Annotated in this window: 17 protein-coding genes; 7 read left to right on the top strand and 10 right to left on the bottom strand. The window is 75.9% G+C overall.

From position 1 onward, the window contains the following. Window positions 1-44: 44 nt before the first annotated feature. Window positions 45-1,094, bottom strand: coding sequence for an LLM class flavin-dependent oxidoreductase (locus VM636_RS01805; protein WP_051821211.1), 1,050 nt, complete (start codon window positions 1,092-1,094; stop codon window positions 45-47). A 67-nt stretch (window positions 1,095-1,161) separates the two neighbouring features. Here VM636_RS01805 and VM636_RS01800 point away from each other — a divergent pair, with 67 nt between their 5' ends. Continuing rightward, on the top strand, window positions 1,162-1,653 hold the full coding sequence (locus tag VM636_RS01800; protein ID WP_030418866.1) for a nucleotidase: 492 nt from the start codon (window positions 1,162-1,164) through the stop codon (window positions 1,651-1,653). A gap of 84 nt (window positions 1,654-1,737) precedes the next feature. Here VM636_RS01800 and VM636_RS01795 read toward each other — a convergent pair whose 3' ends face one another. After that, the gene (locus tag VM636_RS01795; RefSeq protein ID WP_030418867.1) at window positions 1,738-1,956 is read right to left on the bottom strand and encodes a dodecin; all 219 of its coding nucleotides are present in this window, start codon (window positions 1,954-1,956) and stop codon (window positions 1,738-1,740) included. Window positions 1,957-2,283: 327 nt separating this feature from the next. On the opposite strand from VM636_RS01795, the gene VM636_RS01790 reads away from it, so the two are divergent. Further along, a complete protein-coding gene (locus VM636_RS01790; protein WP_030418868.1) occupies window positions 2,284-3,519 on the top strand; it encodes an extracellular solute-binding protein in 1,236 nt (411 codons plus the stop codon). 48 nt (window positions 3,520-3,567) lie between these two features. On the opposite strand, the gene egtD is transcribed toward VM636_RS01790, so the two are convergent. The 5 genes from egtD to VM636_RS01765 form a co-directional block, all read right to left on the bottom strand. Then, window positions 3,568-4,530 carry an L-histidine N(alpha)-methyltransferase gene (gene egtD / locus VM636_RS01785; RefSeq protein ID WP_030418869.1) on the bottom strand — a complete coding sequence of 321 codons (963 nt, stop codon included), beginning with the start codon at window positions 4,528-4,530 and terminating at the stop codon, window positions 3,568-3,570. Next, window positions 4,527-5,408: a class II glutamine amidotransferase gene (locus tag VM636_RS01780; protein ID WP_030418870.1), complete on the bottom strand. Its 882-nt coding sequence runs from the start codon at window positions 5,406-5,408 to the stop codon at window positions 4,527-4,529. Before VM636_RS01780 ends, egtD begins: the two co-directional genes overlap by 4 nt. Further along, window positions 5,408-6,727: an ergothioneine biosynthesis protein EgtB gene (egtB, locus tag VM636_RS01775; RefSeq protein ID WP_338483003.1), complete on the bottom strand. Its 1,320-nt coding sequence runs from the start codon at window positions 6,725-6,727 to the stop codon at window positions 5,408-5,410. Before egtB ends, VM636_RS01780 begins: the two co-directional genes overlap by 1 nt. Continuing rightward, window positions 6,724-8,028 (bottom strand): ergothioneine biosynthesis glutamate--cysteine ligase EgtA, encoded by a 1,305-nt coding sequence (gene egtA, locus VM636_RS01770; protein ID WP_338483001.1) that lies wholly within the window; start codon window positions 8,026-8,028, stop codon window positions 6,724-6,726. Before egtA ends, egtB begins: the two co-directional genes overlap by 4 nt. 300 nt (window positions 8,029-8,328) lie before the next feature. Continuing rightward, a complete protein-coding gene (locus VM636_RS01765) occupies window positions 8,329-8,781 on the bottom strand; it encodes a type II toxin-antitoxin system PemK/MazF family toxin (protein ID WP_030418873.1) in 453 nt (150 codons plus the stop codon). A gap of 220 nt (window positions 8,782-9,001) precedes the next feature. On the opposite strand from VM636_RS01765, the gene VM636_RS01760 reads away from it, so the two are divergent. The 5 genes from VM636_RS01760 to VM636_RS01740 all read left to right on the top strand — a co-directional run bounded on the left by VM636_RS01760 (window position 9,002) and on the right by VM636_RS01740 (window position 11,832). Continuing rightward, window positions 9,002-9,892, top strand: coding sequence for an NAD(P)-dependent oxidoreductase (locus VM636_RS01760; RefSeq protein WP_338482999.1), 891 nt, complete (start codon window positions 9,002-9,004; stop codon window positions 9,890-9,892). A gap of 147 nt (window positions 9,893-10,039) precedes the next feature. After that, a complete protein-coding gene (locus VM636_RS01755) occupies window positions 10,040-10,465 on the top strand; it encodes a PPOX class F420-dependent oxidoreductase (protein WP_053912809.1) in 426 nt (141 codons plus the stop codon). A gap of 67 nt (window positions 10,466-10,532) precedes the next feature. Further along, the gene (locus VM636_RS01750; protein WP_030418876.1) at window positions 10,533-10,967 is read left to right on the top strand and encodes a PPC domain-containing DNA-binding protein; all 435 of its coding nucleotides are present in this window, start codon (window positions 10,533-10,535) and stop codon (window positions 10,965-10,967) included. Between the two features lie 84 nt (window positions 10,968-11,051). Next, entirely contained in the window at window positions 11,052-11,477 is a 426-nt protein-coding gene (locus VM636_RS01745; protein ID WP_030418877.1) for a CBS domain-containing protein, read from the top strand. Window positions 11,478-11,487: 10 nt separating this feature from the next. Next, entirely contained in the window at window positions 11,488-11,832 is a 345-nt protein-coding gene (locus VM636_RS01740) for a DUF6343 family protein (RefSeq protein WP_030418878.1), read from the top strand. A 21-nt stretch (window positions 11,833-11,853) separates the two neighbouring features. Here the strand turns inward: VM636_RS01740 and VM636_RS01735 are convergent, their stop codons facing one another. The 3 genes from VM636_RS01735 to VM636_RS01725 form a co-directional block, all read right to left on the bottom strand. Further along, entirely contained in the window at window positions 11,854-13,047 is a 1,194-nt protein-coding gene (locus VM636_RS01735; RefSeq protein WP_030418879.1) for a CaiB/BaiF CoA-transferase family protein, read from the bottom strand. 176 nt (window positions 13,048-13,223) lie between these two features. Beyond that, window positions 13,224-13,442, bottom strand: a complete 219-nt coding sequence (locus VM636_RS01730) for a hypothetical protein (protein ID WP_030418880.1) — start codon at window positions 13,440-13,442, stop codon at window positions 13,224-13,226. 311 nt (window positions 13,443-13,753) lie between these two features. Further along, complete coding sequence (locus VM636_RS01725) at window positions 13,754-14,317, bottom strand: NAD(P)H-dependent oxidoreductase (protein ID WP_030418881.1); 564 nt, start codon at window positions 14,315-14,317, stop codon at window positions 13,754-13,756. Window positions 14,318-14,401: the final 84 nt, after the last annotated feature.

The following is a 14,401-nucleotide window of genomic DNA, read 5'->3' as shown; positions in this document are numbered from 1 at the left end:
GGCGCCGGCCGGCCGCCGTCGCGCGCGGTGGTGACGCCCCGTCGTCATCGTCCGCCGTCCCGGCCCCCGGCACCAACCGAGCCGTCCGGCGCCGCGGCGGTCGCCGCGATCCGGGCCAGCCGGCGGTAGGAGTCCAGCAGCGCCGTCCGGTCGTACGTACTGGTCGTCACCAGGACCTCCTGCGCGCCCGAGTCGCGCAGCAGCGCCTCCAGCTCCGCCGCCACCTGTTCCTCGGTGCCCGCGATGTGCCCCCGCAGACCGGACTCGTACAGGTCGCGCTCCTTCGCGGTCATCGTCCGGGCCTCGACGGCCTCGGCCGGGGCGAGCGGCGGGAAGGTGCCGCGGGTGCGGGCGTGCGCCATCGACCACGCCTCCGGCACCAGCAGGCGCCGCGCCTGCCCGGGCGTCCCGGCCACGGCCACGGTCCCCGACACGATCACGTACGGCTCCGCGCTCCACTGCGAGGGGCGGAACCCGGCGCGGTAGCGCTCGATGCCGCGCAGCATCCGCTCCCGGCCGCGCAGGTCCCCGATGACCATCGGCAGGCCCGCCCGCGCGGCCACCTCCGCGCCCTCGCCCATCGCCAGCACGAACGGCGGGACGCGCAGCCCCTCCGCCGGGCGCGCCCGCACGCCCGTGGGGGAGGTGCCCCGGAACCAGCCCAGCAACTCCGCGAGCTGTCCCTCGAAGTCCTCCGCGTCCCCCTTGTCGCGGCCCAGCGCCCGGCGTACCCCGTCGGTGAAGCCGACCGAGCGGCCGAGCCCCATGTCGATCCGTCCCGGGAAGAGCGACTCCAGCACGCCGAACTGCTCGGCGACGACCAGCGTGCGGTGGTTGGGCAGCATCACGCCCCCGGTGCCGACCCGGATGCGGCCGGTCGCGCCCGCCACGGCGGCGGCCAGCACCGTCGGCGCCGAACCGGCCACCCCGGGCACCCCGTGGTGCTCGGCGACCCAGAAGCGGCGGAAGCCGAGCCGCTCCGCCTCCCGGGCCAGCGCCACGGTGTCGCGCAGCGCCCGCGCGGCGTCGTGGCCCTCGCGCACGCGGGAACGGTCGAGGACGGAGAACGGCGTGGTGGCGATCAGGGAACTCACACCCTGTTCAACGCCCGCGCGCCGCCGGGATTCCCCCGGCCGCCCCGGCCTCGCCTACGGTGGGGGCGTGACCGACCGCACCGCGCGCCCCCTGGCCGTGTTCGACCTCGACAACACCCTCGCCTCCACCGCACACCGGCAGCACTTCCTGGAGCGCCGGCCGCGCGACTGGGAGGCGTTCTTCGCCGCCGCGCCCGACGACCCGCCGCTCGCCGAGGGCCTCGCCCTGGTGCGCGAGAGCGCCCGCGTCTGCGAGGTGGTCTACCTGACCGGGCGGCCCGAGCGCTGCCGGCGGGACACCCACGACTGGCTGTCGGCGCACGGGCTGCCCGAGGGACGCGTGCACATGCGGCGCGACGCCGACCGCAGGCCGGCCCGGCTCACCAAGCTGGAGGTGCTGCGCCGGCTCGCCCGCACCCGCGAGGTCCGGGTCCTCGTCGACGACGACGCGCTGGTCTGCGAGGACGCCCGCCGGGCCGGGTTCACCGTGGTCCGCGCGGACTGGGCGCTCCCCTCGGCGGCGCTGCGGGACGCGCAGGAACGCCAGGGCCGCACCTGACGGACCGGCGGCCCCGGACCGCCCCGGCGCCGGGGCGGTCCGGGGCTGGTCCGGGGCTCCGGCGCCACCGCACCCGGCGGCGCGTCAGTCCTCGGTGCCCTCCAGGCGGAAGCCGACCTTGAGGCACACCTGCCAGTGCGCCACCCGCCCCTCCTCGATCTGCCCCCGGACCTGCGCCACCTCGAACCAGTCCAGGTTGCGCAGGGTCTTCGAGGCCCGGTCGATCCCGTTGCGGACGGCCTGGTCGACGCCGTCGGGCGAGGTGCCGACGATCTCGGTGACCCGGTAGGTGTGGTTCGACATGCCGGTGCTCCTTCCGCGCGGTCACGGCGGCGGCGGTGCCGGCGGTCCCGCCCGGCGCCGTGCGTCACTCCACGGTGCCCCACCCCGCCGCCGGGCGCGAGGCGACGCGGGGGCGGGCGACGGTGTCGAAACCGCCACGACCTTCACATTGGCCTTGACCTTACGAATGGTCCATACCAAAATCCCAGTCACCCGTTCGAGCCACTGGCTCGTCCCCCACGTCGGGTCTCCCTTCGCGTGCGCAGGACTCCGGTCCGCCCGCCGCCCCTGTCCGTCAGACAGAAAGACCCCCTCGTGAGACGTCGTCGCCTGCTCGCCCTTGTCTGTGTGTCCGCCTCCCTGCTCGCCGGCTGCGGCCTCCTGTCCGAGGGCGGTGCCGACGACCGGCGCTCCGTGACCGTGTGGCTGATGAAGAACAGCGCCTCGCAGGACTTCCTCAACCGCTTCAAGGAGGAGTTCGAGCGCGAGCACCCCAAGCTCGCCCTCGACATCCGCATCCAGGAGTGGACCGGCATCGGCGACAAGGTGCAGGCCGCGCTGAAGGCCGACGGCACCGAGAACGGCCCCGACGTCATCGAGGTGGGCAACACCCAGGTCGCCCAGTACGCCGAAGGCGGTCGCCTCCAGGACCTCACCCTGGAGTCCATGCGCAACTGGGGCATCCGCGAGTGGCTGCCCGGCCTCGCCGAACCGGGCCAGTACATGTCCCAGCAGTTCGGCATCCCCTGGTACGCCGCCAACCGCGTCGTCATCTACCGCAAGGACCTCTTCGAGGAGGCCGGGATCGGCGAGCCGCCCCGCACCCGCGAGGAGTGGATCAGCGCCACCGAGAAGCTCGACACCGGCGGCAACCAGGGCATCTACCTGGCCGGCCAGGACTGGTACACCCTCTCCGGCTTCATCTGGGACGAGGGCGGCGAACTCGCCCAGCAGAAGGGCGGCATCTGGAAGGGCTCCCTCGACAGCGACGCCGCCCTCGCCGGCATGGAGTTCTACCGCGAACTGCAGGCCCTCGGCCGCGGCCCCGCCGACGCCGACGAGGAACACCCGCCGCAGGCCGGCGTCTTCGCCAAGGGACGGGTCGCCCAGATCATCGCCGTGCCCGGCGTCGCCCAGACCATCCTGCGCGAGAACCCCGAACTGAAGGGCAAGCTCGGCTTCTTCCCCGTCCCCGGCAAGACCGCCGACCGGCCCGGTGCCGTCTTCACCGGCGGCTCCGACCTCGTCGTGCCCAGGAACACCGACAACCTGGAGGGCGCCGTCGCGGTCATCGAGGCCCTCGCCGGCGCCAAGTGGAACACCGAACTGGCCCGCGCCATGAACTACGTCCCCAACAAGGAGTCCCTCGCCGACGCCGTCGCCGGCGAGGAGGGCGTCGCCGCCATGGCGGCCGGCGCCGCCCACGGCCGCGCCACCCCCGCCACGCCCCGCTGGGGCGCCGTCGAGGCCGACAACCCGATCAAGGACTACATGACCAAGGTGCTCACCGGCGGCGACGCCCGCGAGGAGGCCCGCCGCTCCTCCGAGCGCATCACCGAACTGCTCGACCTCAACGCCCGCTGACGCGGCGGCGCGGCACCCCGCGCCACCGCGCGGCGACGCCCGGCGGGCTCAGCGCACCACGCTCAGCGACAGGGCGAACCGCCCCTCGCCGTCCGTCCACCAGTGGGACAGCTCCAGCCCGGCCGCCGCGAGTTCCGCGCTCACCCCCTCGCGCCGGAACTTCGCGGACACCTCGGTCCGCAGCTCCTCCCCGGCGGCGAAGTGCACGGCCAGCCCGAGCGCGCCCACCTTCACCGTCTGCGCGGTGCGCGCCCGCAGCCGCATCTCGATCCACTCCCGCCCGGCGTCCCACAGCGCCACGTGGTCGAAGGCGTCGGGCTCGAAGTCGGCGCCGAGTTCGCGGTTGACCACCGCCAGCACGTTCTTGTCGAACGCGGCCGTCACCCCGGCCGCGTCGTCGTACGCACGCACCAGCACGTCCGGGTCCTTCACCAGGTCCGTGCCGAGCAGCAGGGCGTCGCCGGAGGCGAGCATCGCCCGCACCGAGGCGAGGAACGCGGCCCGCTCGGCGGGCAGCAGGTTGCCGACCGTGCCGCCGAGGAACGCCACCAGGCGCGGGCCCGGCGTCGGCGGCAGCGTCAGCGCCGACGTGAAGTCGGCGAGCAGCGCGTGCACCTCCAGGCCGGGCCGCTCGGCCGCGATTGCCCGGCCGGCCCCGGTGAGCGCGCTCTCGCTGACGTCCACCGGCACATAGCCGCGCAGCGAGGTGAGGGCGTCGAGCAGGTAGCGCGTCTTCTCCGAGGAACCCGACCCCAGCTCCACGAGCGTGCGGGCGCCGGTCGCGGCGGCGATCTCCCCGGCCCGGTCCGCGAGGATCTCCCGCTCGGCCCGGGTGGGGTAGTACTCGGGCAGCGCCGTGATCTCCTCGAACAGCTCGCTGCCCCGGGCGTCGTAGAACCACTTGGGCGGCAGCCACTTCGGCATCGCGGTCAGCCCCGTCAGGACGTCGGCGCGCAGCGCCGCCCCCGTGGCGTCCTCGGCCAGCGTGCGGGTCAGTCGGAACGGGCTCACGTGCGGGACTCCTTCACCGAGGCGGACGGGGGAGCGGGGGAGCGTACGGGCGCGCCCGGCTCCTCCAGCGGGGTGAGCAGCACCGTCGTGCGGCTCGCGACGAGCAGGGTGCGGTCCGGCACCTCCCGCCAGCGCGGGTCCTCGTCGTACGGCTCCGAGGCGACGACGGTGCCGCCGCGCGGCCGGGCCAGGTACCACAGGGTGTCGCCCCAGGCGGTGGCGGCGATCGTGTCGCCGTCGGTCAGCAGCAGGTTCAGCCGCGAGCCGGGGGCCGCCGCGGCGACCTCCCGGACCGTGTCCGCCAGCGCCCGGCCCGCCGTGTGCCCGGGGCCGGCGCGCCGCCCGCCCGCCGCCGGGGTCGGCACGACGGCCGAGCCCCGCCCCGGCTCCCGCGCGGCCCCGGCGCGCAGCCGGTGCAGCACCAGCGCCCACACCAGCGCCGAGTCGTTGCGCGCCTCCAGCGACAGCAACTCCTCCGCCGGCAGCAGCGCCGCCGCCCGCGCCAGCGAACCGGGCCAGCCGGTCACCGCCCCGTTGTGGCTGAACAGCCAGGTCCCCGCGGTGAACGGCGCCGCCGCGGCCTCCGCGTCCGCACCCGTCAGGGTGGCGTCCCGGACCGCCGCCAGCAGCGCCCGGGTGCGCACCACCCGGGCCAGGTCGGCGAAGGACTGGTCCGCCCAGATCGGCCCCGCGCGCCGGTAGCGGGCCGGCACCCGGTCGTACGGGGCGTACCAGCCGACGCCGAACCCGTCGGCGTTGACCGTCCCGTACCGCTGCCGGCCGGGCGCCCAGGACTGGCGGTACAGCCCCTGCGGGGGCTCCACGAGGAGCCGGCCCAGCGGTTCGGCCGGTCCCAGGTAGGCGATGTGACGGCACATCAGGCGACCTCCGCCGACCGGGCGGTGCGGAAGCCGGAGAAGATCTGCCGCCTGACCGGCAGGTCCCAGCTGCGGAAGGTGCCGCGGCAGGCCACCGCGTCCACCGCGAACGAACCGCCGCGCAGCACCTTGTGCTCCGGCCCGAAGAACACCTCCGAGTACTCCCGGTACGGGAACGCCCGGAAGCCCGGGTACGGGGCGAAGTCGCTCGACGTCCACTCCCACACGTCGCCGATGAGCTGCCCCACGCCGAGCGGGGAGCGTCCCGCCGGGTAGCCGCCCGCGGGCGCCGGCCGCAAGTGCCGCTGGCCCAGGTTGGCGTGGTCCGGGCCCGGATCGGCGTCGCCCCACGGATAGCGCCGGGAGCGGCCGGAGGCCGGATCGTGCCGGGCGGCCTTCTCCCACTCGGCCTCGGTGGGCAGCCGCCGCCCGGCCCACCGGGCGTACGCGTCCGCCTCGTACCAGCTCACGTGGACCACCGGCTCCCCGGGCGGCACCGCCTCCGTGACGCCGAAGCGGCGCCGCAGCCACTGCCCGCCGTCCCGGCGCCAGTACAGCGGCGCGGTCAGCCCGTGCCGGCGGACGAGGTCCCAGCCGCCGGGAGCCCACCAGCGCGGGTCCGTGTAGCCGCCGTCCTCGATGAACCCCAGGTAGGCCGCGTTCGTCACCGGAGTGGTGTCCAGGAAGAAGGCGTTCACCTCGCGCCGGTGCGCGGGCCGCTCGTTGTCCAGCGCCCACGGCTCGGTGGAGGTGCCCATCGTGAACGGGCCGCCCGGCACCAGCACCTCGGCCGGCCCCGTGAACGGCGGCACCGGATCGGGGTCGGGCGCGGTCAGCGCCGGCGGGCCGGTGCGCAACTGGTGGGTGATGAGCATCGTCTCGTCGTGCTGCTGCTCGTGCTGGGCGACCATCCCGAAGGCGAAGCCCGCCTCGGTCAGCCGGCTCCCGCGGAACGCGGCGCCCTCCAGCACGTCCAGCGCGCGCGAGCGCACCTCGGCCGCGTACCGGCGGGCCTCCTCGGGCGGCAGCAGCGGCAGCCGGGGCCGTTCGGCACGAGGGTGCTCGAAGGCGTCGTAGAGGCTGTCGATCTCGGGGCGGATCGCCTCCTGTCCGGCGACCGCCCGCAGCAGCCACAGCTCCTCCTGGTTGCCGATGTGCGCCAGGTCCCACACCAGCGGCGACATGAGCGGCGAGTGCTGCGCGATCAGGTCGGGCTCCTCGACGCAGCCGGTGAGCAGCGCGGTGCGGTCGCGGGCGGCGGTGAGGGTGGCGAGGGCGCGTTCGCGCAGCACCTCGGGGTCGGTGACGGGGTCGGTCATGGGCGGACGTCCTTCCCGTGCGGGTGGCGGAGCGTGCCGTCGGGCCGGTCCAGCAGATCGTCGGCGGGACAGCGGCCCCGGACGACGTAGCGGTCCAGATACCCCGTGACGGCGTCGGTCACGACGGTGGTGGCGCCGAGCCGGGGCAGCGCGTCGAGCGCCGCCGCGAAGCAGACGCCGGCCGCCTCCCGCAGCTCGGGGTCGGCGAGACCGGCGCGTGCCGCGTCACGCCACAGCGGATTGTGCGGGGCGGGCAGGCCGAGGGTCCGCTCCGCCAGCGGCTTCACCGCCCGGTACGCGGTCTCGGACGCCTGCGGATCGTCGAACAGCGCCGCCGCCACGGCCAGCGGCACGATCCAGCCGTCGTCGCCGGGCTGTGCGTCGATCATGCGCAGTTCCAGGTGGCCGCGCGGCCGGACCGGCGGGAACACCGTGGTCAGGTGGTAGTCGAGATCGTCCCGGGTCGGCGCCCTGGGCGCACGGGACCGGGTCCACTCCCGGAAGCTCAGCCCCGTCGGCACCTGCCAGGGACCGTCGCCCTCGGCGCGCACGCACATCACCGGGGCGTCCAGCACGTGCCGGGCCCAGGAACGGCGCGGGGCGGCGTCCAGCGGGGGACCGCCGGCCCGGCCGACGCCGATCTGCGTCCACCGCAGTTGCCGGGTGGAGCGCCAGCCGGTCGGCCGGTCGGCGGCGAAGGGGGAGTTGGCGAAGGCGGCCACCAGGACCGCGCCGAGGTGGTGCGCGAGCCACCAGCGCCGCACGTGTCCGAGCGGACCCGGCTCCTCGTGGCCGGCGTCCACGCACACCTGCACCGACGCCGAGGCGCACATCATGGCGCGGCCGGCCGGTCCCGCGCGGTCCAGGCACGCCTCCATGGCGTCGTAGCGGGGCCGGCGCAGATAGCGCCGGGGCGGGTGCCAGGGGTCGTGGCCGAGGCCGACGAGGGCCAGTCCCTCCTCGCGCAGGACCGCGCGGACGGTGTCGAGGTCGGCGGAGACGGCGCCGACGCACTCCATGAGGGAGGTGGCGGGGAGCGAGCTCAGCTCGAGCTGGCCGCCGGGTTCGATGGTGAGGGCCGAGGACAGGGGCACGGCCCGCAGGGCCGCGTAGACCGCCGCGAGCCGGTCGTGGGGGACGGGGCGGCGGGGGGCGGCCCGTTCGTGGACGAGCCATTCCACCTCGACGCCGAGGCGGCGCGGTGGCCCGGTCTTGAAGCAGATGCCCTGGACCAGGGCCTCGGCCTCGGCCTCCCCGATGGCGGTGCGTGACCCCGCCGGGCCACGTAACGAATCTGACATGTCGGGATCTTCCTCCCTGAGATTCCACCAGGCCCGGCCCGGGGTCCGCCGGGCCGGGGTGGTGCGCTCACCCCAGCCAAGACCCTCGTGCCGCTCGGCACAAGGGTGCGTATCGGGGCGATTCGCCTCGGTTCTCTCCACGGTCCCGCGGCGCTCCGGACGGCCCCGGCCGGGCCGGGACCGGGGGGAATCCGGGGCACCGCCCCACCAGGATCACTCAGGTTTCCCGCGTGGGCACGGCGGACCGGTCCGCGCGGGAGCGGCGGGCGGACCCGGTCCCCGCGCGGCCGGCGGCCGGCGTCAGCTCCAGCCGTACCGCTGCCGCAGCCGGTCGCGGACCAGGTCGAACCGCATCCGGTCCAGGGCGCACGCCTCGCGCCGCATGCCCTCGTCGTGGAGCCGCAGCACCCGGTCCACGTCGACCCAGGAATCGCGCCCCGACCGGTCCCAGGGGCCGCTGCCGATCGGCACCCACTCCCGGTCGCCGTCGTGCCGCTTGCTGGAGAGCTGCACGGCCAGCACCGTCCCGGCCGGCTCGCGGGCGACGACCAGCACCGGCCGGTCCTTGCCCCGGCCGTCGTTCTCCTCGAACGGCACCCACGTCCAGACGATCTCGCCGGGATCGGGGTCCCCGTCGTGCGCGGGGGAGTACTCGGTGCGCACCCGGCCCACCTCGCGGGGGTCGGCCTCGGTGGTGGCGGCCGGGCCGTCGCGGCCGGGCACGTTCTCGTAGGGGTCTGACGTCTCAGGCATGAAGGCACTCACGGCCGTACCGTACGGGACACCGCCGTTCGCGTGATCAGGACTCCCCTCCGGCGGGCCGGGGGACACCCGCACCCGCACGCGGGGCACCCGAGTGGCACCGCCCGCCCCGAACGGCCAGCATGCAAGCCAGGACCACCGGACCCCACCCGCGACTCCCCGGACCGGAAGCCCGCCACCCCGGCCGGCGCGAGCGCAGAAAGCCGACCTCATGACCGAGAAACCCACCGTGACCGTCCTGGGCACCGGCATCATGGGCGCCGCCATGGCCCGCAACCTCGCCCGCGCCGGACACCCTGTGACCGCGTGGAACCGCAGCCGGGCCAAGGCCGAACCCCTCGCCGCCGACGGCATCCGGATCGCCGACACCCCCGAGGACGCCGTCCGGGACGCCGGCACCGTCCTGACCATGCTCTACGACGGCCCGGCCGCCCTGGACGTCATGCGCAGGGCCGCGCCCGGACTGCGGTCCGGCGCCGCCTGGGTGCAGTCGGCCACCGCCGGCATCGACGCCATCGGCGCACTGGCCGACTTCGCGCGCGCCCACGGCCTGGTCTTCTTCGACGCGCCCGTGCTCGGCACGAGGGCGCCCGCCGAGGCCGGCCGGCTCCTCGTCCTCGCCGCCGGGCCCAGCGGCGTCCGTGACGCGGTCACGCCCGTCTTCGACGCGATCGGCTCCCGCACCGTGTGGACCGGCGAGGACGGCGCCGCCGGCAGCGCCACCCGGCTCAAACTCGTCGCCAACAGCTGGCTCATCGCGGCGACCAACGCGCTCGGCGAGGTCCTCGCCCTCGCCGGGGCGCTGGACGTGGACCCGGACCGCTTCTTCGACGCCATCTCCGGCGGACCGCTCGACATGGGCTACCTGCACGCCAAGGCCAAGCTGATCCGCGACGGGGCCCTGTCCCCGCCCCAGTTCGCCGTCGACACCGCGGCCAAGGACGCCCGGCTCATCGTCGAGGCCGGCACGCGCCACGGCATCCGCCTCGATGTCGCCGAGGCCGGCGCCGGCCGGCTGGAACGGGCCTCCGCGCAGGGCCACGGCGACCAGGACATGGCCGCCTCCTACTACGCCAGCTTCGGCGGAGAACCCTCCCGCTGAACCCGGCCCGCGCTTTGGCCCGGCCCGCGCTTTGGCCCGGCCCGCGTCTTGGCGCGGCCCGCGCCCCGGCATGACTCGTGCCGCCACGGGGCAGCGGGAGAAACGAAACGCCCCGGCCCACCGGCCCACCACCCCCCGGAGGAAACCATGTCCAGGCCGCCGCTTCCGCCCGAGGCCGTCGCCCTGCTGCGCCGCCCCAACCCCTGCGTCATGGCCACCGTCCGCGCCGACGGCGCCCCCGTCTCCACGCCCACCTGGTACCTGTGGGAGGACGACGGCCGGGTCCTGGTCAACCTCGACGAGGGCCGCGTACGCCTCGGGCACCTGCGCCGCGACCCCCGGATGTCGCTCACCGTGCTCGACGCGGACTCCTGGTACACCCACGTCACCCTCATCGGCCGCGTCGCCGAACTCCGCGACGACACCGGGCTCGTGGACATCGACCGGCTCTCCGTCCACTACGGCGGCAAGCCCTACCCGGTACGCGACCGGGGCCGGGTCAGCGCCCTCGTCGAGGTCGAGCGCTGGCACGGCTGGGGCACCCTGAAGGACAGCGACCAGGCGTCGGGCTGAGCCGGGGGCCGGGGCGGCGGGGCCCGGTCCCCGGGTTGCCGTGGTGCCCGCCGGGTACCCGGCCGGCATGAAGTGGCGACAGGTGCAGGACGGCCCCTCGGCCGTGTACGTCGTGGTGCTCGACCCCGGCGAGGAGGCCGTCGACCGGCTCACCGCCTTCGCGCGGGACCGGTCGCTCGGCGCCTCCCAGGTGACCGCCGTGGGCGCCTTCTCGGAGGCGGTCGTCGGCTGGTTCGACCGCGCCGAGCACGACTACCGCCCCCTGCCGGTCGGGGCGCAGTGCGAGGTGCTGTCCCTGATCGGGGACGTCGCCGTCGGCCCCGGCGGCCCCGCCCCGCACCTGCACGCCGTCCTCGGACTCTCCGACGGCACCACCCGCGGCGGCCACCTGCTCTCCGGCCGGGTCTGGCCGACCCTGGAGGTCATCGTCCGGGACAGCCCCGCCGAACTCGCCAAGACCCACCGCCCCGACCTCGGACTCGCCCTGATCGACCTCGGCTGAGCGGCGCCGGGGCGTTTCACCGGGCCGGGTACGGGCTACGCGGCCCGCACGGAGTCCCACGGCAGCGCATCCACGGAGGCCCCCATGACACGGCGGATACGGGACGTGATGTCACCGGCGGCAGCGGCCGTCGAACCCATGACCACGGTGGCGCGGGCCGCCCTGCTGATGCGCGAGGAGGACGTCGGGGACCTCCTGGTCACCTACGACTGCGACCTGTTCGGTGTGCTCACCGACCGGGACATCGTGCTGCGCGCCGTCGCGGAGGGCCGCGACCCCGGCACCACCACGGTGGGCGCGGTCTGCACGCCGCCGCCCGTGGTGACCCTCGCCCCCGAGGACACCACCGACCACGCGGCCGACCTGATGCGGCGCCACGCCGTCCGCCGGCTCCCCGTCGTGGAGCGGGGCGGCGTCCCGGTCGGCGTCGTCTCCCTCGGCGACCTCGCCGTCGCGGAGGACCCCGGCTCGGCGCTGGCGGACATCAGCCGGGCCGCCCCCGACCACTGACGGAGGAACCATGAGCGACCGACGCCCCCACGGCGCCACGGACCCGGTCCCCCGCGCCCGCTCCGGCGTGATCGGCCGCCGCTTCCCGCGCACCGGCACCGAGCCGGTCACCGCGCAGAGCCCGCTCGGCCTGCGCCTGCTGCTGTCCGGCGTCTTCCTGCCGCTCTTCGTGGCGGGCACCGCCTACTTCGCGGTGTGGGCCGCGGACTCCGGCTCCGGCGACACCCCGAGCCGCGGGGCCCTCGTCGTCTTCGCCATCGTCTGCGCGGCGCTCGCCCTGCTCGCCGCGGCGGACCTGCTGGTCGTCCTGCGCCGCCTGCGCCGCGAACGCGGGACCCCCTCGCCGGCCCCCTGAGCGGCGGGCCCCGCGCCGTCCTCAGACGACGCCGTCCGCCCGCAGCGCGGCGATCTCGGCGGCGGAGTGGCCGAGCCCGGTGAGGATCGCCTCCGTGTGCTCGCCGACCGCCGGTACGGGGTCCATCCGGGCCGGCATCCCCGCGAGGTCGGCCGGCGGCAGCAGCGCCCGGACCGTGGCGCCGCCCGGCACGCCGACCGGACGCCAGCGGTCGCGCCCGGCCAGGACGGGATGGCCGAGGAAGGCGGCGACGTCGTTGACCCCGGCCGAGGCCACGCCCACGCGCCGCAGCGCGTCGAGGACGTCCCCGCTGTCGGAGCGGGCGATCCGCGCGGCGATGACGGCGTCCACCTCGTCGCGGTGGGCGACCCGGTCGGCGCCGGTGGCGAAGCGGGGGTCGCCGGTCAGCTCCGGCCGGCCGAGGAAGTCGGCGCACAGGGCGGCCCATTCGCGTTCGTTCTGCACGGAGAGCAGCACTTCGACGCCGTCGGCCGCCCGGTAGGTGCCGTACGGCGCGATGGTGGCGTGCCGGGTGCCCAGGCGCGGGGGCTGCGTGCCGCCGTGCTCGGTGTAGTAGGCGGGCTGGCCCATCCACTCGGCCAGGGCCTCGAAGAGGGAGACCTCGACGGGAGGGGCGGTGCCCGTGGTCGCGCGGGTGTAGAGGGCGGTGAGGACGCCGCTGTAGGCGTACATCCCGGCGGCGATGTCGGCGACGGAGATGCCGGTGCGGGCGGTGTGCTCCGGGGTGCCCGTCAGCGAGACCAGCCCGGTCTGGCACTGCACCAGGAGGTCGTACGCCTTGCGGTCGGCCCACGGCCCGCTCGTGCCGTATCCGGAGACGGTGCACGGGATCAGCCGGGGGCGGTCCGCGGTGACGGAGGCGGGGTCGAGGCCGAGCCGGGCGGCGGCGCCGGGCGCGAGGTTCTGGACGAAGACGTCGGCGTCGTCGAGGAGCCGGTGCAGGACCTCCCGGCCGCGGGGGTCCTTCAGGTCGAGGGTCAGGGACTCCTTGGACCGGTTCAGCCAGACGAAATAGCTGGAGTGACCGTGCACGGTGGTGTCGTAGCGGCGGGCGAAGTCGCCCTCGCCCGGCCGCTCCACCTTGATCACACGGGCGCCGAGGTCGGCGAGCTGCCGGGTGGCGTAGGGCGCGGCCACCGCCTGCTCCAGGCTGACCACCGTGACCCCGGAGAGGGGAAGCCGCTGCACGCCGATGTCTCCTGCCGCCGAGCCGGACGCCCCCGGCGGCTCGGGCCGGACGGGCCTTGGTCCGCGCAGTTCTACGGCCCCGGCCCCGCCCTGTCAACGCCGCCCCGGCCCGGTCGGGCGTCCGCCCTCCGGCCAGTGCCGGTGCCGGTGCCGGCCGGGCACCGGTGGCGGGCGGCCGGGGCTCACGGTCCGGCCGGGCCCCGGTGGGCCGGGGAGGGCCCGCTGCGGGAGACGACCCGGCTGCCGTGGTCGTCGACCACGCGCACCTGGAGGGAACCGCAGGCGCACCGGGTCCACACCGTGCTGCCCGCCGCCGTGGTGTGGGCCGACACCCTCCGGAAGGGCTCGGCGCCGTCGGGCCACCCGCAGTGCGGGCAGGCGGCACCGGTCGTGCTGTGCATGGCGGCTCCTCGTGCGTCGGACGCGCGCGGCGCAGGGCCGCCGCGCGGGGCGTGACCCGCCGTCACACCACCGACAGGGTGCGGCCCGGGAGCCCCGTCCGTCCACGCCGCCCCCGCGCCGGCCGCGAACCCCGGCTGTCCCGCGGGTCTCGCCGGCGGGCCCGGCCGCGCGCAGGAGCGTCCCCGCCCGGGGAGGGGAGCCGAAGGGGCGGGACTCGGAGCGGTGCCGGTGAGAGCGTCCCCGTATCCGCCGGACGGGACCGCGGGCGGTGCGCCGCGGTCCCGTCCGGTACGGGGCGTCGGGGTGCCGGTCAGGCGGCGACGGCCTCGGCGGCGTGGCCGTGCAGGCGGGCGATCACCTCGGAGAGCTGCCCCGCGACCTCGGCGTCGTCGGCCGGGTGGGTCTCGGCGAAGCGGGTCACCGAACCGGGGATGGAGAGCTTGACGTCCTCCAGGACCTTGCCGCCGGCGATGCCCACCGACTTGCGGGTCTCGTCCTGCGCCCACACGCCGCCGTACTGGCCGAAGGCGGTGCCGATCACGGCGACGGGCTTGCCGCCGAAGGCGCCGGCGCCGAAGGGGCGCGACAGCCAGTCGATGGCGTTCTTCAGGACGGCCGGAATCGTGCCGTTGTACTCGGGCGAGAACAGCAGGAAGGCGTCGGAGGAGCCGGCGGTCTCGCGCAGGCGGGCCGCGGCGGCCGGCACCCGGCCCTCGACGTCGAGGTCCTCGTTGTAGAAGGGGATGTCGGCGAGGCCCTCGTACACCTGGACCTCCGCGCCCTCGGGGGCGAGCCCGACGGCGGCCTCCGCGAGCTGACGGTTGTGCGAACCGGCGCGAAGGCTGCCGACGAGCGCGAGGATGCGGACAGACATGAGTCACTCCCAGGGAACCGCTGTAACAGGGCGTCAATGATCCGGACCGAGGTCCGTTTAATGTTCTAGCATCTTAAACGGACC

Source organism: Streptomyces sp. SCSIO 75703 (assembly GCF_036607905.1).
GTDB lineage: Bacteria > Actinomycetota > Actinomycetes > Streptomycetales > Streptomycetaceae > Streptomyces.
Note: the sequence above shows the minus strand (reverse complement) of the source record. Positions and strands in the feature narration are given on the sequence as shown.